Source organism: Alteromonas sp. M12 (genome assembly GCF_037478005.1).
In the GTDB taxonomy this organism is placed as follows: Bacteria; Pseudomonadota; Gammaproteobacteria; order Enterobacterales; family Alteromonadaceae; genus Aliiglaciecola; species Aliiglaciecola lipolytica_A.
This window is the reverse complement of record NZ_CP144164.1, coordinates 1,312,935-1,331,020: the sequence shown is the minus strand read 5'-3', so window position 1 is coordinate 1,331,020 and position 18,086 is coordinate 1,312,935. Positions and strand designations below refer to the sequence as shown.

Below are 18,086 nucleotides of genomic sequence, written 5' to 3'. Positions count from 1 at the left end.
TAACAACAGTGTGATCTACAAGGGTAAAAAATCATAACAAAAAATCACAAAAGTAAATTGCAGAGCCATTGAAGATAAATATCTATTTGGACTCTTGAAGTTTTTCTCGCATCCGTTGTTGAACTACATCTACGAGTAAATCCGGCTGAAACTTTGAAATAAAACGGTTACATCCCACTTTTTTAACCATCGCCTCATTAAAGCTGCCACTGAGTGAGGTATTTAAGGCAATAAATAAATCACTCATTCGCTCGTCTTGTCTCACTTCTGCGGTCAAGCGATAGCCATCCATTTCGGGCATTTCAGCATCAGTAAACATCATTAGAATCTGGTCTGTTACCTGTTTACCACTGTTTGCCCACTCTCGCAGCAGGTTCAACGCCATCAAACCATCACTGCGCTCTATAATATTAATACCCAACTGTTTTAACGTATCGCGAATTTGAAGACGGGCGGTAGAAGAGTCATCAACAACTAAAACTGTTTGCCCGTTTAAATGTTTCAGCACATCTTCATCTAATATTTCTTCAGAAATGTAAGTGTCATATTCGATGATTTCAGCAAGTACTTTTTCAACATCAATAATTTCGACAAGTTCTTTATTGCCATTTATTTCAATTTGCGTAATTGCTGTTAAATAATTATTTTTTCCAACTGTAGTTGGTGGGGCTTGAATATTACCCCACGACGTATTAACTATATTAATTACATCTCCAATCAGAAAACCTTGCACAGTTCGGTTGTATTCAGTAATGATTACATTTTGGTTAACAATATCTGTTGAATCTGGCAACTTTATTGATTTGCGTAGATCAATAATGGGAATAGACTTTCCCCGATAATTAGTCACCCCTTTTAAATTCCCGTGGCTACCAGGCATTTGATGCATCATGGGGACAGTAATCACTTCCTTTACTTTAAATACATTAATTGCAAATGTGTGCCTTGAACCTAATTTGAACATGAGCAATTCCAGTCGGTTTTCACCAACTAATTGAGTGCGCTGATCAACGGACGCTAAAATTCTGCTCATAAAATCTTAAAACTACTAAGTGATAAACGAAAGGATAACGCGAAACCAGCACATAAGGGAGTAAATAAACCACTAGCGGCAATTTAAAAGTCACTTTTTTGAGCTTATCAACGATGAGGTGAATTTACTTTACCCTTTGAATTCTAAGGAAATACAAACCAACATTCACAATATCTATTTCGAAAATCATTATTATACGTTTTTTTTATTATCCATGTGAGGCTAGGATAATTGCATCGACACAAAACAATAATCAGGTGAATCGATACCAGTCGTCTAGATGTGTTCAGAATAATTATGCACTAGGCCTCAGTTCCCTACACATGTAATAGAAATAAGGAAAATATGATGTCTCAATATCAAAATGACCTAAACGCTGTAAGTCAGTTATGCCAAGAAAATGGTTCTGGTTGGAATGCGATTAACCCTGAATTTGCTGCAAGAATGAAAGCTCAAAACCGTTTTCAAACCGGACTTGATATCGCGAAATACACAGCGGCTATTATGCGCAAAGATATGGAAGAGTATGATGCAGACTCTAGTCAATATACTCAATCTTTAGGTTGCTGGCATGGTTTTATTGGACAACAAAAAATGTTGGCAGTGAAAAAGCACCAAGGTACAACAAATAAAAAATATTTGTACCTATCAGGGTGGATGGTTGCAGCACTTCGTTCAGAATTTGGTCCTCTACCTGACCAATCTATGCATGAAAAAACCACTGTGTCTTCACTTATAGAAGAGCTATATACTTTCCTACGTCAAGCAGATGCAAAAGAATTAGGTGAGCTATTTCACGAGCTTGATTCAGCAAGAGCTGCAGGCAAAGATACTAGCGAAATTCAGTCAAAAATTGACAATTACGAAACGCATGTGGTGCCAATTATTGCAGATATCGATGCAGGCTTTGGTAATGAAGAAGCAACCTACTTGTTAGCTAAGAAAATGATCGAAGCCGGCGCATGCTGTATTCAAATCGAAAACCAAGTATCTGATGCTAAACAGTGTGGTCACCAAGATGGCAAGGTTACTGTTCCTCATGAAGATTTCTTAGCTAAAATTAATGCCGTTCGTTACGCCTTTCTTGAGCTAGGTGTAGATGACGGTGTAATCGTAGCAAGAACTGACTCTCTAGGCGCAGGCTTGACGCAAAAAATACCTGTATCTACATCTGAAGGCGATTTAGCGTCTCAGTACAATGCATTTTTAGACACCACAGAAGTTAAATCTGTAGATGACTTACAAGAAGGCGATCTTGCCCTTCGTCAAAATGGTAAATTGGTTAAACCTGTTCGTTTACCTAACGGTTTATTTAAATTCAAAGACAATACTGGTGTTGATCGTGTAGTGCTTGACTGCATAACTTCATTGCAAAACGGTGCAGATCTTTTGTGGATTGAAACTGAGAAACCTCATGTTGGTCAAATCGGTGCAATGGTTAACGAAATTCGCAAAGCGGTACCAAATGCTAAATTAGTTTATAACAATTCACCTTCATTTAACTGGACCTTAAACTTCCGTCAGCAAGTATTCGACGCTTGGGTTGAAGCAGGTAAAGACGTTAGCGAATATAACCGTGAAGAACTTATGCAAGTTAAATACGACGATAGTCAATTAGCCATAGAAGCTGATGAAAAAGTGCGCACCTTCCAAGCAGATGCTGCTCGTGAAGCTGGCATTTTCCATCACCTAATCACGTTACCTACTTATCACACTGCTGCATTATCAACTGATAATCTAGCCAAAGGTTACTTCGGTGACGAAGGTATGCTTGCTTATGTTAAAGGTGTTCAACGCCAAGAACTGCGTCAAGGCTTAGCTTGTGTTAAGCACCAAGCGATGGCAGGTTCTAACATGGGTGACGATCACAAAGAATATTTCAGTGGTGAGCAAGCCCTTAAAGCTGCAGGTGAAGACAACACTATGAATCAATTCGACGTTGCTTTATAAAGCTAACTTTTAACACGCTAAAAAAGCAAGACGTAATGTCTTGCTTTTTTTTTGTGGTATCCCTTATACAGCTGGTATAATCACTGATAAATCAGTTTAGAAGTGAAGTTAATTTGAATATTGCTAAAGTTGATCTAAATTTATTGGTATATCTGGATGTGTTGCTTCGCGAAGGAAGCGTAACCAAAGCTGCAAATCAACTCAGCATAACCCAACCAGCAATGAGCAATGGTTTAAAGCGTCTACGTGATTTGTTTAATGATCCCTTGTTAGTGCGCACCAGTGACGGTATGACGCCAACTAAACGGGCATTGGAACTTCAACCTGTTGTGCGTGATGTTTTAGCCAAGTTGGAAACAACTATTCAGCCTGAAACAGAATTTATACCTGCCAGTAGCCAAAGAACATTCCGCATAATGGCCAGTGATTATGCAGAGTCAACCTTGTTAATTGAAGTCATTAGACAATTAGGAAAGATCGCACCTAATATCACCTTGGACGTTATTACACCAAGTGATGTGACTTTCCACGATGTTGAACATGGCAAAGTCGACATGGCGATTAACCGCTTTGATGAACTCCCCCTCTCCTTCCATCAAAAAGTCATTTGGTATGATGCTTTTTCTTGCGTATTAAAAAGTAGTAATCCGATTGTTTCCCATTTTGATTTAAGCAGTTATTTGTCTGCGCAACACATTTGGGTAAGTAAAACAGGCTTTGGGGTAGGTGTTGGTGTTGATCCTAACGAAGTGCAAAAGTTAGGTTGGGTAGATGCAGAGTTAACTAAATTAGGTAAAAAGCGAGATATCAGAGTGTTTACCCGACATTATCATGTTGCCTTACAGTTAGCTAAAGCTCAAAATCTAATTGCTACACTACCTAGCAAAGCTGCAAACTTGTATCGCAACGATCCTGACGTGGTCATTTTAGAACCGCCATTTGATATTCCCCCCATTGGCCTAAAAATGGCTTGGAGCGCGCTGCTCCACCATGATGCTGGGCATATTTGGTTCCGTCGTCTTATTAGTGAAGTAGCCAATCAACTTAGTTAATTGGCACTCCTAGCTTCAACATTCACAGAATCTATCGCAAGGATAAAAGCCATAAATTAAACATATTCCTAAGAAGTGGGTAGAATCAATCTATTGGACAGCTTTGGAGTATTACAATGCAAAATTATATATCTCGCGGAAAATTGAAAATAGCGGAAGAATTAGATTGTTTCATTAAAGACGAAGCAATTGGCCAAACAGAAGTAGAATTAGATACTTTTTGGAATGGGTTTGAGCAGCTGTTGACGGAGTTCATGCCGAAGAATCAGGCGCTGTTAAAAAAGCGCGACGACTTACAAGTAAAAATCGATAAGTACTGCCAACAAAATCCGCAATATAACCTATCTGACTACAAAGCGTTCTTGCAAGAAATTGGTTACCTGTTACCTCAACCTGCTGGGTTTCAAATTAGTACGCAAAATGTTGATCCTGAAATCGCAACAATGGCAGGTCCACAACTAGTTGTTCCAATCAACAATGCGCGCTATGCGATTAATGCGGCAAATGCAAGATGGGGTAGCCTTTACGACGCCCTTTATGGCACAGATGTGATTAGTGAAGAAAATGGTGCTCATAAGAGTGGTCCTTATAATAGTGTTAGAGGGCAAAAGGTTATAGAGCACGGACGTCACTGGCTTGATGTCGCCGCTCCGCTTGAAAAGGGAAGCCATCAGAATGTAACAGCCTACTCAATTGAACAATCAACTTTAATTTGCAAACTTGATAATGGTGAGCAAACCCAACTGAGTGATACAGATCAATATATAGGTTTCATTGGCGAAGTTGGCGACCCTACATCAATTATTCTTATCCACAACGGGCTGCATATTGAGTTGCAATTCGACCGCTCGCACCCAGTTGGCGCTGCCGATCCGAGCGGATTAAAAGACATCGTACTCGAAGCAGCTTTGACTACTATCATGGATTGTGAAGACTCTGTCGCTGCAGTAGATGCGGAAGATAAAACACAAGTTTATCGCAATTGGTTAGGTTTAATGAAAGGCACGCTTTGCACCTCTGTACAAAAAGGTCAAAAGTCCATTGAACGAAAGCTTAATGACGACAAGGTTTTCACCAACCTTGATGGACAAACGAGTAGCTTAAAAGGCCGCAGTTTGATGTTTATTCGAAATGTTGGTTTATTAATGTCCAATGATGCAATTCTATTTAATGGTGAAGCTATACCTGAAGGTATTATGGATTGCATGATAACTTCATTAATTGGAAAACATGACTTATTAGGTCACAGCCCATTTTCGAACAGTGAAAAAGGCAGTATCTATATAGTGAAGCCTAAAATGCATGGTCCAGAAGAAGTTGCGTTTTCAAATGCCTTATTTGCACAAGTTGAAAAAATACTTGGACTAGAAGCAAATACTATAAAAATGGGTATTATGGATGAAGAAAGACGTACTTCAATTAACCTAAGTGCGTGTATAGAAGCAGCGAAAACCCGTGTAGTGTTTATCAATACTGGATTTTTAGACCGTACCGGCGATGAAATCCATACGTCAATGCAGCTTGGTCCATTTGGTTTAAAAGGCCAATTGAAGACGCTTCCATGGATAACTGCTTATGAAAAAGATAACGTAGGTCATGGCTTAGCGGCCGGCTTGTCTGGAAAAGCACAAATTGGCAAAGGCATGTGGCCAATCCCCGACCACATGGCCGAAATGATGAAAGCAAAAATACAACATCCTAAAGCCGGTGCTAATACAGCTTGGGTGCCCTCACCTACCGCTGCTACTCTGCACGCTTTGCACTATCATCAAGTTGATGTATTTGCAGTGCAATCGACACTTAAAGAGCAACATAGTGATGGATTAGACGATATCCTTACTGTTCCTTTAATGGAGCCAGGAACAGTGCTAGATGACGAAACTAAGACCCGAGAATTAGACAATAATGTTCAAGGCATTTTAGGTTACGTGGTTAGATGGGTAAACCAGGGAATTGGCTGTTCAAAAGTGCCAGATATCAATGATGTAGGGCTGATGGAAGACAGAGCGACACTTAGAATTTCCAGTCAGCATATAGCCAATTGGTTATTGCATGGAATAGTTGACGAGTCACAAGTCAATGCATCATTAAATAGAATGGCAAAACTGGTAGACCAGCAAAATGCCGGAGACCCTGAATACATCAATATGTGTCCAGATCTGGATAAATCTATTGCTTTTGAGGCGGCTAAGGCGCTTATTTTTGAAGGGGTAGATCAACCAAATGGTTATACCGAACCTTTACTGCATGAAATGCGTCGTAAGATGAAAGAACAACTCGCTTCTTAACCATTTACTGAGTACAAATAAAAACGCAAGGTGACCCTTATATAGAGTACCTTGCGTTTTTTTATTTCAAACTTGAAAAACGATTAATTCACGTTGAAGTAATCTTTATACCAACCTACAAAGTTTTTAATCCCGGTTTGAATTGTCGTTTGTGGACGGTAATCAACATCTCGAACCAAAGCTTCAACATCTGCGTAGGTATCAGGAACGTCACCCATTTGCAGCGGTAGTAGCTCTTTCTCTGCGGTTTTACCCAGGTTTTCTTCCAAGGTCTCAATATATTCCATCAACTGGACAGGTGATTGGTTACCGATATTGTACACTCGCCAAGGGGCTTTACTTGTGCCTGGATCAGGATTCTTACCTGACCAATCTGGGTTAGATTCAGCCGTATGATCAAGGGTACGAATGATACCTTCCACAATGTCATCAATGTAGGTGAAATCGCGTTTATGGTTACCGTAATTAAACACTTTAATCGGTTTATCTTCTAAAATCGCTTTAGTAAATAAGAATAACGCCATATCTGGACGTCCCCAAGGACCGTAAACGGTAAAGAAACGCAAGCCAGTAGTAGGCAAGTTGAATAAATGACTATAAGTATGAGCCATCAGTTCGTTGGCTTTTTTACTTGCCGCGTATAACGATACTGGATGGTCAACGTTATCGTGCACGGAGAAAGGCATAGACTCGTTAGCCCCATAAACTGAACTAGAGGAAGCATAAACTAAGTGTTTCACTTTATTGTGTCTGCAACCCTCTAATATATTCATAAAACCAACAATATTGGCATCAATATAAGCGTGGGGATTTTCTAATGAATAACGCACACCAGCTTGTGCCGCTAGGTGTACGACTTTGTCAAATTTATGTTCTTCAAACAAATCAGCCATAGCCTCTTTGTCTTCCACTGACATTTTAACAAAAGTGAAATTGTAGCTATTCTTATGCTGCTCTACTCTTTTTAATCTATCTAGCTTGAGGTTCACGTCATAATAATCATTGAGGTTGTCTAACCCCACTACTTCATCACCACGTTCAAGCAAATACAAACTTACATGAGATCCAATAAAACCGGCAGCCCCAGTTACTAAAATTTTCATTTACTTTGTCCTAAAGTCTTAAATCAACGATTTCTTTATCAATAATATATTTCAAGTCAAACACAACACAATTGTCTTTGCCTAGCGCACGGAGTTCTTGGCTCGACATTTGTTTGAACTCTTGGTGGGCAACGGCCGCAATGATAGCGTCATATTTTCCCACTTCCGGTTCACTGACTAATTTCAATCCATATTCAGCTTGAACCTCTTCAGATTCGGCCCAAGGATCATAAATATCGACATTCACATGATAGTTATCCAGCTCAGTGGCAATATCGACCACCTTAGTATTGCGAATATCGGGGCAGTTTTCTTTGAATGTGATCCCCATAAGAAGCACATTAGCGCCATTAACCATAATTTTTTTATTTAGCATTTTTTTCACTAAACGACTGACCACATATTCGCCCATTTGGTCGTTAATTCGACGTCCCGCCAAAATGACTTCAGGATGATAACCAATCTCTTCGGCTTTATGGGTCAAATAATAGGGGTCAACACCAATACAGTGTCCGCCCACTAATCCGGGGCGAAACGGCAAGAAGTTCCATTTACTACCAGCGGCTAATAACACCTCTTCAGTGTCAATACCGAGCCTTTCGAATATCATTGCCAACTCATTTATTAGCGCAATATTTAAATCTCTTTGGGTATTTTCAATTACTTTAGCCGCTTCGGCGACTTTTATGGAAGACGCCCTATGTGTACCCGCTTCAATAATACTGAGATACAATTGATCGACTAAATCACCAATTTCAGGAGTGGAACCACTGGTGACTTTGATAATGCTTTCCAGGCGATGGGTTTTATCTCCTGGATTGATTCGCTCTGGGCTGTAACCTGCATAAAAATCTTGATTGAACTTCAAACCAGAATATTTTTCGATTAACGGAATACATACTTCTTCAGTCGCACCAGGGTATACCGTTGACTCATAAATAACAGTAGCGCCAGATTTGACCACCTTACCAATCATTTCACTGGCTTTTTTCAAAGGGGTCAGATCAGGTTGACGATTTTTATCAATTGGCGTAGGCACGGTAACAATAATAAAATCACATTGAGAGAGGTCTTCAGGTTCAGATGAAAACGTCAAAGATGTCACGCTTTTTAACTCTTCAGGAGAAACTTCCAAGGTGTGATCTTCACCTCGATTAAGTTCTTCAATACGCTGTTGGTTAATATCAAAACCCAGCGTAGAAAACTTTCTGCCAAAAGACACTGCTAGGGGCAAACCAACATAGCCTAAGCCAATGATGCCTATTCGCTTTTTATATATATTTTCCGTCAAACCCTAACCTCTCTCTAAAGAACAGAATATGATTATTTTTAACCGCGTAGTTTGCACGTAAATCAGGCAAATTAGTAGTGCTATTTAAGATACCTAAGTATCTAATTTACCTAGCTAGCTATACCAACTTTTATTTGACACTATGCGTTATGTTATTGAAAGTAAGTGAATAAGTTTAATATTTCATATAAATAGAATGGTTAAAAGCAAAAGCTGTTTAAAATCTATAAATAGATATTACCAGTTCGGATTTTGGGGTAATTTGGGGTCAAAATGATGTTTACCCATAATCTGATCACGTATCGCAAAAAATGATTTAAACGCAAAGTGTTTGCAAAGTACTGCAAATGGCATCTTGATCCAGTGGCCACGAAAATAAACGATTGTTTTAGCCCATTTAATTTTGGATGACATAACTAAACTATGTTCGGGGGCAATTGATGGCAATATAGCATTTTGAATAAGCCAGCGTTGCAATTTGGTCAGTCTATAATCATTTATGTAGCTGACGACATCTGTTGGTATATTCAGGTTGGAATAATGTTGCAAAGCCTTTATACAACAAACAAATTCAAACTCAAAATCAGTTTGTTGAGAAGATTCCATTAAAACTTTCCAGAACTCAACACTCTCATTTTCTTTAATCAGAAGAATAATATCATAAAGATCACGCATCCAGCTGCTGCTATCTTCATTGGCAAACATATGAATAATGCTATGCATAACAGTGGTTGCTGGTTCCAGTACAAAGCAACCAGATTGCGTTTTTTGGCGTGAAGAAATAAATTTCTTGATATTAATTGCACGGCCACTAATCGGTGGGTATAAATTATGATGCATATCCACTACAGTTGCTCGGTTTATATGAATCAATGGTGGTATTTCATGAGCCCAATCTCGATAGTACTTTTCGTCATAGTCATTAAGGGTTTCTGATTGCCAGCGATTTTTTTTAACATGGGCTTCAGCAGCCGTAAGGTCGTTCTTATTCACCAAAACGTCAATATCAGAACAGACTCTGCCGTAACTATTCAAACTATTTCGTAGAGTATATCCCGCTCCTTTCAAGAACACTGCAGTAATACCTACTTGCTCAAGCAATAAGCGAAATTCGTTTGCCTCGAAAAAGATTTGTTGAGCCTGACGGTTTGCATAGACGTAAGCAGAATATAAATGACGTTTTACAAAGTGCGGATAAGCGTCGTAGCAACCATCGCGTTTTGCTGCATGATATAAACTAGCTAACAACTTACCTTCGCGTAAGATAAAAATAACATTTTGCCAATCCGTCAAAGCTAGATTTAACCCTCGACTTGGGTTTAATAAAATCTGGTAAAGCAATTTTGTATTCAACAACACATTATCACCCGATTACATCTTCTTTGAGAAATTCATTGACTTCATTTAAGTCATTGTACTCAATTTCAAAAAGGCGGCAGGATTTAATTATCTTAGCAACTGTATCAAACCCCGTTCCACCAAGTACATTATAGTTAAACGCATTCTTACTCAAAGTATTAAAAGCTTCCAATTGTGTTAATTGGTAAATGGTTAATTCTGAATCTGGGGAGTACTTGGGAAACACGACCGCGACAATTTCGGCTGGTTTAAATTGACTATATTGAGTTCTTTCCAGTACTTTAAGGTGTGCTACATCGCCTTTTTGAGTATCTTTGCAGATGGGAGTGAAAAATGCTTCTGGGTGCCACTTTTTGATAAGATCAATAGAGTTGTTTTTTAAACAAACAGGTCGATACCATGGGTGAACCTTAGATGTCGTGGTATCAATTATTGCCATCTCATCTGAATAGACATCCCAACCAGATAATCCAAGATGAGCCGTCAGTGTACTTTTCCCTGAGCCTGGCAACGCAGGAAATACAATGGCTTTACCGTCTTTAACTAAAACCGCTGAATGGATAAGTAAACGTTCAAATTCATGGGCTGCAACACACCAGTTCATCCCCCACTCGAGCACTGCCGCAGCTTGTGAAATGGGTAACGGTTTAAAAGGAGAACGTTGATCAGAATAAAAACTAATTTGCGGCTTAATAAACCGTCTTACGAAAGACTCATATACCAAACGTACAGAGAAATCGACTGGACCATCTAAATCAACAGAATTACCATATAAACTATCGGCGACAGACTCAACACCTTTGACATCGGTGTGTAATAAAAAACGGTACAAACCTGTTTCAATAATTTTCATTTATTATTGTCAGTCCAAAGCACTTTTTCGGTGATTAGACGCTCTATCAAACTCTTTGCCGATTCAGCACTGAGATTGAGATTTTTCATTAAATCACTTTGAGTAAAGCCAGAGGAGAGATCAGGAAAGTCAGAAAGTAATGCTTGATTGCTTTTGTTTACTAGAAAAGTGGTATCGCTATTATATCCGTTATAAATTGCAACGCCACTGTGATCCGGTAAAAAAATAAGCCGAGAACCGGCAGGAAGACTATAACGTTGCGTATTAATATTAAACACCTAAATCGCTAAATAAAGTAACAAATTTAACAGGTATATGGAGCCCAATCAGTACTACCTTCATTATACCCTAAGTCTGAGTCGGATAAGCCTACAAAACTTCCAGATAAGGACGATACATACCAATAAAAGAAAACATCTTTAATAGCTTCTGTAGCCGCTCCCACACCTTCACTATAGCTTGAATAAAAACCAAAATAGGTATTAAGATAAACTGCTGCCAAATGGTAATAAATATTGTTACTTCCAGTACCTTGCGACTCTAAACCTTCTCTGACAGTTAAAACTCTAGGGTTTAAGTCTGCAGGCAAGTTCATAGTGTGGTCATAAACTTCTTCAATCTCAGTTGCGAAACAAGAAAGCATAACCTTGTATTCATTACTATTTTTTCCATACCGGTTTTTACAATCTTTCAATTTATTAAAAGTATCATGCATATTATTGGAGTATTTTTTCCAATTACCGGGAGAACGACCGCCACTCAAATACGGCATTGAACATGTGTGTCTATCAGTATTAGTTGACAAATTACCTGACAATGCGCCAGATACAGAACATGCACCCCAAACTGATTTGGCTGGAAGGCTAACAATCACTGCTCCGGTGGCCGACTTCTTAAGAAAATTACGGCGCTTGTTCACAGCAGAAACATCCTTTTTAAACGACTTATCGAATTCATTCATTGATTTAAACCCTTTTTATGCGACTTCTGAACGCAATTAACTTTAATGAGATCGTTAAAGCAAAAACCACGCCAAGACAACAATCCATTGATTTATATATGTTTAATTAATGTAATATAGTGGTAGTGTAAATTTTTTCGACAAGCTAATCGACTTCTACGTTAGCTGATCTTAAAAGTTGTCTGACGTATTTTACAGGTATTGAGTAAGTAATGCCACTAGGCGCGGATAAAATAGTCTCTTTTGTTTCTTTTACGAACACTTTATTGATAACAGCTACGACTTTACCGGTGTCCACCTCATAAACTGCACTGCCGCTATTGCCAGGGTAAGCCGTGGCATCCATTTGATAGACTAAATACGGATCTCTTAAGCGTCTCAATGTTTTAGCATCTAATTGACTAGAATGTTCAGTAGGCACTATAACCGGCGTTGACGAGGCAATAATACCGCGATGAGTAGCCGGGTAAAGCCCTAAAACAGCCCCAATGGGAAATCCTGTAAATGCCACTTCAGTGCCGTCAGCTATCAAGTTACTTCCGGCTAGTTGAAAAGGCTTTAATTTGTTACTAATTCGAAGTAACGCTAAATCATGTAATTCATCAACTTCGACTACATATGCCTCGTACATTTTGGGATAACGTCCGACACCAGCTAGAACCACACGTTTTTGTTTTGCATTGGCGTCCAACGGTTTAGCAATAACATGATTGTTCGTCACTATATACTGTCCATTAGCTACCGCGAAACCAGTACCGTGTAAACTCGTTTGTGGGGCTTTAATTGGGTCGTATATGCCTATCCCGACTACTGATTGTTTAGCCACTTTTACGATATCGACAATGTCGTGGGCATAACTTGGACAATTTGAAAATAAAATAACAAATACAAACAAACGCTTAATCAAACTAGACATAAAATCCATATTCCATTAATTAGCTTAAAATAATAATGCAAAAAACCAAATTGTCAGCCATATTTGAAAGAAAACCAGCTTTGAGCGAAGTAATGATGCCTCAACCATACGATACCAATAAAAACCAAATCGTTCCTATATTTTCAGGTGGAGGTACACGTTTAACCTGTCATATCGGTATCCTACAGGCTCTGTTAGAAATGAAGTTAACATTTAGCCATGTAGTTGGAATATCTGGAGGCTCTATCGTTTGTGCCCTTTATTGTAGCGGAATGCCATTAGAAAAAATATTGACACTCGCACTGCACACAGATTTTAAACAATTTAAAGGCTATTCTATATTTCGCTTATTAAAAGAAGGAGGCTTAAGTTCTGGCAATCAATTTGAAAATTGGATGGATAAACAGTTAAATGGCAAAACATTTTCTCAATTATCGACTGATTTAAGTATAGTCGCCACCGATGTCAACGGCGGTGGACCAGTGATTTTCAATAAGGAAACCAGTCCAGACTTGAAAGTTTCACAAGCGGTCCGGTTTTCAATGTCGATTCCATTAATTTTTAGTTTTAAAACCTACGGTGATCATCTACTTGTTGATGGCGCAATTTTAGCCGAAGATGCACTTTTTAGAAATTGGACTGACAGCGATGCTAAAAATGTTTGTTTCAGATTGAAGAGTCAACAAATACATCAGGTGCGAAAAAGGCAGGCATTTTTTCACCTACCTGAATATATTTTCATGTTGATAAAAACATTTATGACGGCCCTATCGAGAGAGTATGTCCACGCTGAGCATTGGCATAATACAATTATTGTTGAGACTGGAACCTATTCGTCCGTGGATTTTTCGTTATCAATAGAGCAGAAACAAGAACTTTATCAAATCGGCTATGAAACCGCACATGAATACCTGCCCAAAAAAATCGATACCGAGTAACATTTATACCTTTGTCAGCAAATAACAGAACAGTTTAGTTAAACTCAACAAAATTAAGTTTAGCTCACTTTCCTAACATGGCACTCAAAGGTAAAAGCACTATTTGCGCCATAAATAGAGGTACATTTCCTTTTAAATAACCGACACATATGTGACTGACTTTATGCCCATTGCCTGGCATCGCTATTTCTGGTGTCACTACAATGTTTAACACATCATTACTTCGTAAAGATTCTAATAATCGTTTATCAATACTCAATTTATGAGAAGAGTAAATCATAGGATCTTTAATTAAGTCATGACCTATTGCTTGTGCACGTTCTAATAAAGCCGATGACAATAGACTCATGGGATACATCTGTGGAAACCGTACCTTATCTGCAAATTCATCGATGTATTCAGATTGTTCGCCAAATGCGCTGGTTAAAAAATTCTTGGCGTTGCCTACGATCATGTATTTCCGTTTTAAGAAACACTGACTTGCTTGATCAAAAGTGCGATCTGCACGCATGCCCCAGTCAATATTTTTAGGAAAATTATCCGGCAACTGAATTGGGCAAAATTCAGACTCTCGTTTAAACCCTAAAATAACAGCTTTGCCATTTGCTTTTAATAAAAGTCGATTAGACTGCTGTTCACCGTCCACACTTTGCGTTTTTTTACCTGCTTTGATATCCAGCGTTAGGCTATCACCAGGATTAACGACCCCAGCAAACGTGAACTCAAATACACTGAAGGAAAAGTTTTTAATTTCATCCGATGTATTTAATTCAGTTTGACGGTGTTGAAATTGTGTTTCGATAAAGCAGCCTAATTGAAATCCCAGAGCGATAGGCCCTTTAAATGGATTATCAGCAATCCAATTCCAGCGATTTTTATCATGAAACAAGTTAAAATCGTCTGTCGAATTCCTAGCCGTTTCAATGTGAATTTGTGATAACTGATAGTTTTTCAATTAAAATCCTCTTTTGAATGATATTCAGGCCAACTTTAAACTAATGTATAACATAGAAATTGCGGTATTTGTTTGACAAATAAGGACTTTAACCCGACACTTTAGTATTAACATAGTTTTAATTTTTTGAGTTTCCCTATTAATAATGGTCAATAAACATAACAAAGGAAAGTTGTAATGACAGAAATTTCTGCGGACAGTATTTCGGGTCATTTTTCCGATTATTTAAAACCTGTATTTTCGGAGTCTGAGCAGCACAAAAAACACTCCTTTGGTATTCGTCACCAGGTGTACTGCGAAGAGTTGCATTTTGAACCTGAAAACATTCAAAAAGTCGAAACTGATGATTTCGATGACCATGCCTATCATTGCCTAATTCAACATAAATCAAGTAAACAATATGCTGGCACTGTAAGGTTAATAACCTCAGCAGATGATAGTCAAAAATTACCGATTGAACTTTACTGTCAAGATGCAATTCAACGACCTGAACTTTTTCCTGATAATTTTGCTAGGAACGATATTTGTGAAATATCACGTTTAGCGGTTCCATTAGAATTTAGACGCCGGAAAATGGATAATTACGACGGTGCAGCTTTAGGTGTTATCAATAAAGAAATATATTCAGAAACAGAATTGCGCTGTTTTCCATTTATTGCAGTTGGATTATATTTATCTGCCACGGCAATTTTGCTGAATAAAAATATTCATCATTGTTACGTTATGGTTGAGCCTAGGTTAGCCAGAAGTATGCGATTTGTTGGACTACCTTTTGAACAAATAGGTCCGGTAATCGATTACCATGGGAAACGAGCCCCATTTTATATTCAACCTCAATCAGTTGAACAAAACCTTAAACAAGATTTTAAAGCCTTATTACGCAACATAACAGCTGAACTCGCCCCACAAATATAGATGATTGATAGCGACTAAGCATTACAGCCATAGGCGATACAAGGATATTACGGGAATTTAGATATATCCCGTTAATAGACCACGACACTAATTACTTTTGAGAGCGAGATTTATGTTTGACTATAAAGAAGCATTTTCACGTAATATTGGCTGGATGACTGAAGCAGAACAAGATGTTCTCAGACATAGTAAGGTTGCAGTAGGCGGATTAGGCGGTGTAGGTGGAGACCACGCAATTGTCTGCGCAAGGCTTGGCATAGGTAACTTCCACATATCTGATATGGATCAGTACGATTTAGTAAACTTCAATCGCCAAGCTGGAGCTTCAATGAAAACTTTAGGACAAGAAAAATCTAAAGTTATGGAAGATATATTGGCAAACATCAATCCTGAATCAAGTGTCAAGAATTTTGACAAAGGGATTAATGACGAAAATCTCGAAGATTTTTTAGACGGTGTAGATTTATATATTGATAGTTTAGATATTTTTGCTATGGATATTCGCAGAAAGGTTTTCAAGAGGTGTTACGAAAAGAATATCCCTTGCATTACTGCAGCTCCAATGGGAATGGGAACTGCAGTATTAGTTTTCATGCCGGGTAAAATGTCATTTGAAGAATATTTCTGTTTAGAAGGGTTAGAACCTGAAGACCAGTTCTACAATCTAATCATGGGCTTATCTCCAGCTATGTTGCAATTGAGCTATCTAGTTGATAAAAGCAAAGTAGATTTTTGGGCAGGAAAAGTTCCCTCAACACCAATGGGAATCTCGTTGGCGGCAGGAGTATTAAATTCAAATGTGTTGAAAGTACTGCTAAAACGAGGGGAAGTGCTGCACGCTCCTTGGGGTTGGCATGTTGATGCATATAAAAATAAAGCGAAAAAAACGTGGCGCCCCTGGGGTAATAAAAACCCTATCCAAAAATATATTATGTTCCCAATGGTTAAAAAAGCAGTAGGTAAATCGAAGCCTAGCTAAGTTTTTTAACATCTCTTCAAAAACAAAATAATAGCCATCAGCAACATAGCCCTAAAGCTCAAGCTGTTGGCGCTCCCTCCCCCCTTCTGTAGGGCTTTAGACTTTTTAGCATCATTGAATACCCAATAATAAATTAAACTTTCTATAAAGCGGCTCAGAGCTTGGCTTTCTTGTCTAACCTAATCATGTAGTAACGGAAAAAGTTCTGGCAGAAAAGCCAGCTAAGAACGTAAAAGCATTTCATTGGTAATTAGGACGGCAACTATAGATATATAACAGAAGCGTAACTTAGCTAAATGCAGACTTTATGAAACTAGCTATAGTTACCTGTACCTTGGATTTTTAGATCTAATCTTGAACGGCCGAGTATGTGACGTAAATTTGGAGGAAATATAGAGGTTAAATGGGTTAAAGATAATAGTAACTTTTGATTTTTGTAACTTTAAACAATAAAAAACCCGGTGTTTAAACCGGGTTTTTAGAATGCTTTAAAGCAATCTTAGCTTTTACGTCTGCGAGCTGCACCAGCAAGACCTAGAAGACCAAGACCCAATACCGCTAAGCTTGAAGGCTCAGGGATTTGGAAAGAGATAGAACCATCATGGTTACCATTCAATGTGAAAGTACCATCGCCGTTGTTAGTAACAGCTACGTCGTTAGGGTCAGTATTGAAATCAACGAATGAGAAGATATCAACCATGTCACCAAGTAAGTCAGTCATAGAACCGTCAGCGAAGTTGAAAACATCACCAGCAGCAACACCATTGACAGTACCAGCACCTACAGAACTAACCATAGTTTTCAAAGAAGGACCACCCAAGCTTTGAACAATTGATACGAAATCAAGAGTAAATAACTCTACGAATTCAGAAGTGTTAGTAAAACCAGGTTCAAAATAATAGAAAGTGATATCACCTGAATTATAGTTAGTTGCTAAAGATGGACCAAGAGTACCAGAAAGTTCGAATTGGAAAGTTAAACCCCAATCGCCATAGTCATTATCACTTTCAGGACCAAAACTGTTAGGCAAGAAACCTTCAACAGCATTAAAAGCAATCGCTGAACTTCCAGCTGGACCGCTTACGAAACCACCAGTAGTAGTAATTGCATCACCATCACTAAGACCGTTTGCGTCAGCATCAGTAACAAGCGTTTCAGATTGGTAGTTGTATGTAGCTTGATTTAACCAACCAGTAGTAGTTGAGCCAGCAGCTTGATTTCTTAAGTTGTCACCAAAATCAGCGCCAACATCGATAAAGAATTGGTCAGCCATAGCAACAGACGAACCAGTTGCTAAAATTATCCCTGCTATTAAGGACTTAGTTTTCATGTCTATTCTCCAGCGTAAGTAAAATAAAGGTTTTAAGTTTGCAAAGCTGCTAATTCAGTCACAAGCTTTCCATGGTTAAGTTAAAGCACATTACGGGCCAACTTTTATCTTGTTGATTTATAAGAATTTTAATTTAACATCATTTCAGCCCTGTTAAAAAGTC

General features: G+C 38.4%; 16 protein-coding genes. 6 read left to right on the top strand and 10 right to left on the bottom strand.

The window, feature by feature from the left end:
* Positions 1–82 precede the first annotated feature (82 nt).
* Positions 83–1,033, bottom strand: a complete 951-nt coding sequence (locus VUI23_RS05610) for a chemotaxis protein CheV (RefSeq protein WP_303499528.1) — start codon at positions 1,031–1,033, stop codon at positions 83–85.
* A gap of 348 nt (positions 1,034–1,381) precedes the next feature.
* Between VUI23_RS05610 and VUI23_RS05605 the strand changes: the two genes are divergently transcribed.
* The 3 genes from VUI23_RS05605 (at position 1,382) to VUI23_RS05595 (ending at position 6,323) form a co-directional block, all read left to right on the top strand.
* On the top strand, positions 1,382–2,983 hold the full coding sequence (locus VUI23_RS05605) for an isocitrate lyase (protein WP_216050006.1): 1,602 nt from the start codon (positions 1,382–1,384) through the stop codon (positions 2,981–2,983).
* A gap of 113 nt (positions 2,984–3,096) precedes the next feature.
* Positions 3,097–4,035, top strand: a complete 939-nt coding sequence (locus VUI23_RS05600; protein ID WP_216050005.1) for a LysR family transcriptional regulator — start codon at positions 3,097–3,099, stop codon at positions 4,033–4,035.
* Between the two features lie 116 nt (positions 4,036–4,151).
* Positions 4,152–6,323 carry a malate synthase G gene (locus tag VUI23_RS05595; RefSeq protein WP_342807248.1) on the top strand — a complete coding sequence of 724 codons (2,172 nt, stop codon included), beginning with the start codon at positions 4,152–4,154 and terminating at the stop codon, positions 6,321–6,323.
* A gap of 83 nt (positions 6,324–6,406) precedes the next feature.
* Here the strand turns inward: VUI23_RS05595 and VUI23_RS05590 are convergent, their stop codons facing one another.
* The 7 genes from VUI23_RS05590 to VUI23_RS05560 all read right to left on the bottom strand — a co-directional run bounded on the left by VUI23_RS05590 (position 6,407) and on the right by VUI23_RS05560 (position 12,806).
* On the bottom strand, positions 6,407–7,426 hold the full coding sequence (locus VUI23_RS05590; RefSeq protein WP_342807246.1) for an NAD-dependent epimerase: 1,020 nt from the start codon (positions 7,424–7,426) through the stop codon (positions 6,407–6,409).
* Positions 7,427–7,436: 10 nt separating this feature from the next.
* On the bottom strand, positions 7,437–8,717 hold the full coding sequence (tviB, locus tag VUI23_RS05585) for a Vi polysaccharide biosynthesis UDP-N-acetylglucosamine C-6 dehydrogenase TviB (protein ID WP_216050002.1): 1,281 nt from the start codon (positions 8,715–8,717) through the stop codon (positions 7,437–7,439).
* A gap of 237 nt (positions 8,718–8,954) precedes the next feature.
* Positions 8,955–10,076, bottom strand: coding sequence for a nucleotidyltransferase family protein (locus VUI23_RS05580; RefSeq protein ID WP_342807244.1), 1,122 nt, complete (start codon positions 10,074–10,076; stop codon positions 8,955–8,957).
* Between the two features lie 4 nt (positions 10,077–10,080).
* Positions 10,081–10,929, bottom strand: coding sequence for an HprK-related kinase A (locus tag VUI23_RS05575; RefSeq protein WP_342807242.1), 849 nt, complete (start codon positions 10,927–10,929; stop codon positions 10,081–10,083).
* A complete protein-coding gene (locus tag VUI23_RS05570) occupies positions 10,926–11,207 on the bottom strand; it encodes a hypothetical protein (RefSeq protein ID WP_342807240.1) in 282 nt (93 codons plus the stop codon). The genes VUI23_RS05575 and VUI23_RS05570 overlap by 4 nt, the downstream gene beginning before the upstream one ends.
* 26 nt (positions 11,208–11,233) lie before the next feature.
* Positions 11,234–11,890, bottom strand: coding sequence for a hypothetical protein (locus VUI23_RS05565; protein WP_342807238.1), 657 nt, complete (start codon positions 11,888–11,890; stop codon positions 11,234–11,236).
* Positions 11,891–12,035: 145 nt separating this feature from the next.
* A complete protein-coding gene (locus VUI23_RS05560; protein ID WP_216049997.1) occupies positions 12,036–12,806 on the bottom strand; it encodes a serine protease in 771 nt (256 codons plus the stop codon).
* Between the two features lie 92 nt (positions 12,807–12,898).
* Between VUI23_RS05560 and VUI23_RS05555 the strand changes: the two genes are divergently transcribed.
* A complete protein-coding gene (locus VUI23_RS05555) occupies positions 12,899–13,744 on the top strand; it encodes a patatin-like phospholipase family protein (RefSeq protein ID WP_342808246.1) in 846 nt (281 codons plus the stop codon).
* A 64-nt stretch (positions 13,745–13,808) separates the two neighbouring features.
* On the opposite strand, the gene VUI23_RS05550 is transcribed toward VUI23_RS05555, so the two are convergent.
* A complete protein-coding gene (locus VUI23_RS05550) occupies positions 13,809–14,699 on the bottom strand; it encodes a hypothetical protein (protein WP_216049996.1) in 891 nt (296 codons plus the stop codon).
* A gap of 177 nt (positions 14,700–14,876) precedes the next feature.
* Here VUI23_RS05550 and VUI23_RS05545 point away from each other — a divergent pair, with 177 nt between their 5' ends.
* Together VUI23_RS05545 and VUI23_RS05540 are read left to right on the top strand one after the other, a co-directional pair.
* Positions 14,877–15,614 (top strand): PEP-CTERM/exosortase system-associated acyltransferase, encoded by a 738-nt coding sequence (locus VUI23_RS05545; RefSeq protein ID WP_216049995.1) that lies wholly within the window; start codon positions 14,877–14,879, stop codon positions 15,612–15,614.
* A gap of 112 nt (positions 15,615–15,726) precedes the next feature.
* Complete coding sequence (locus tag VUI23_RS05540) at positions 15,727–16,593, top strand: ThiF family adenylyltransferase (RefSeq protein ID WP_216049994.1); 867 nt, start codon at positions 15,727–15,729, stop codon at positions 16,591–16,593.
* 499 nt (positions 16,594–17,092) lie between these two features.
* On the opposite strand, the gene VUI23_RS05535 is transcribed toward VUI23_RS05540, so the two are convergent.
* Entirely contained in the window at positions 17,093–17,923 is an 831-nt protein-coding gene (locus VUI23_RS05535) for a PEP-CTERM sorting domain-containing protein (RefSeq protein WP_342807236.1), read from the bottom strand.
* Positions 17,924–18,086: the final 163 nt, after the last annotated feature.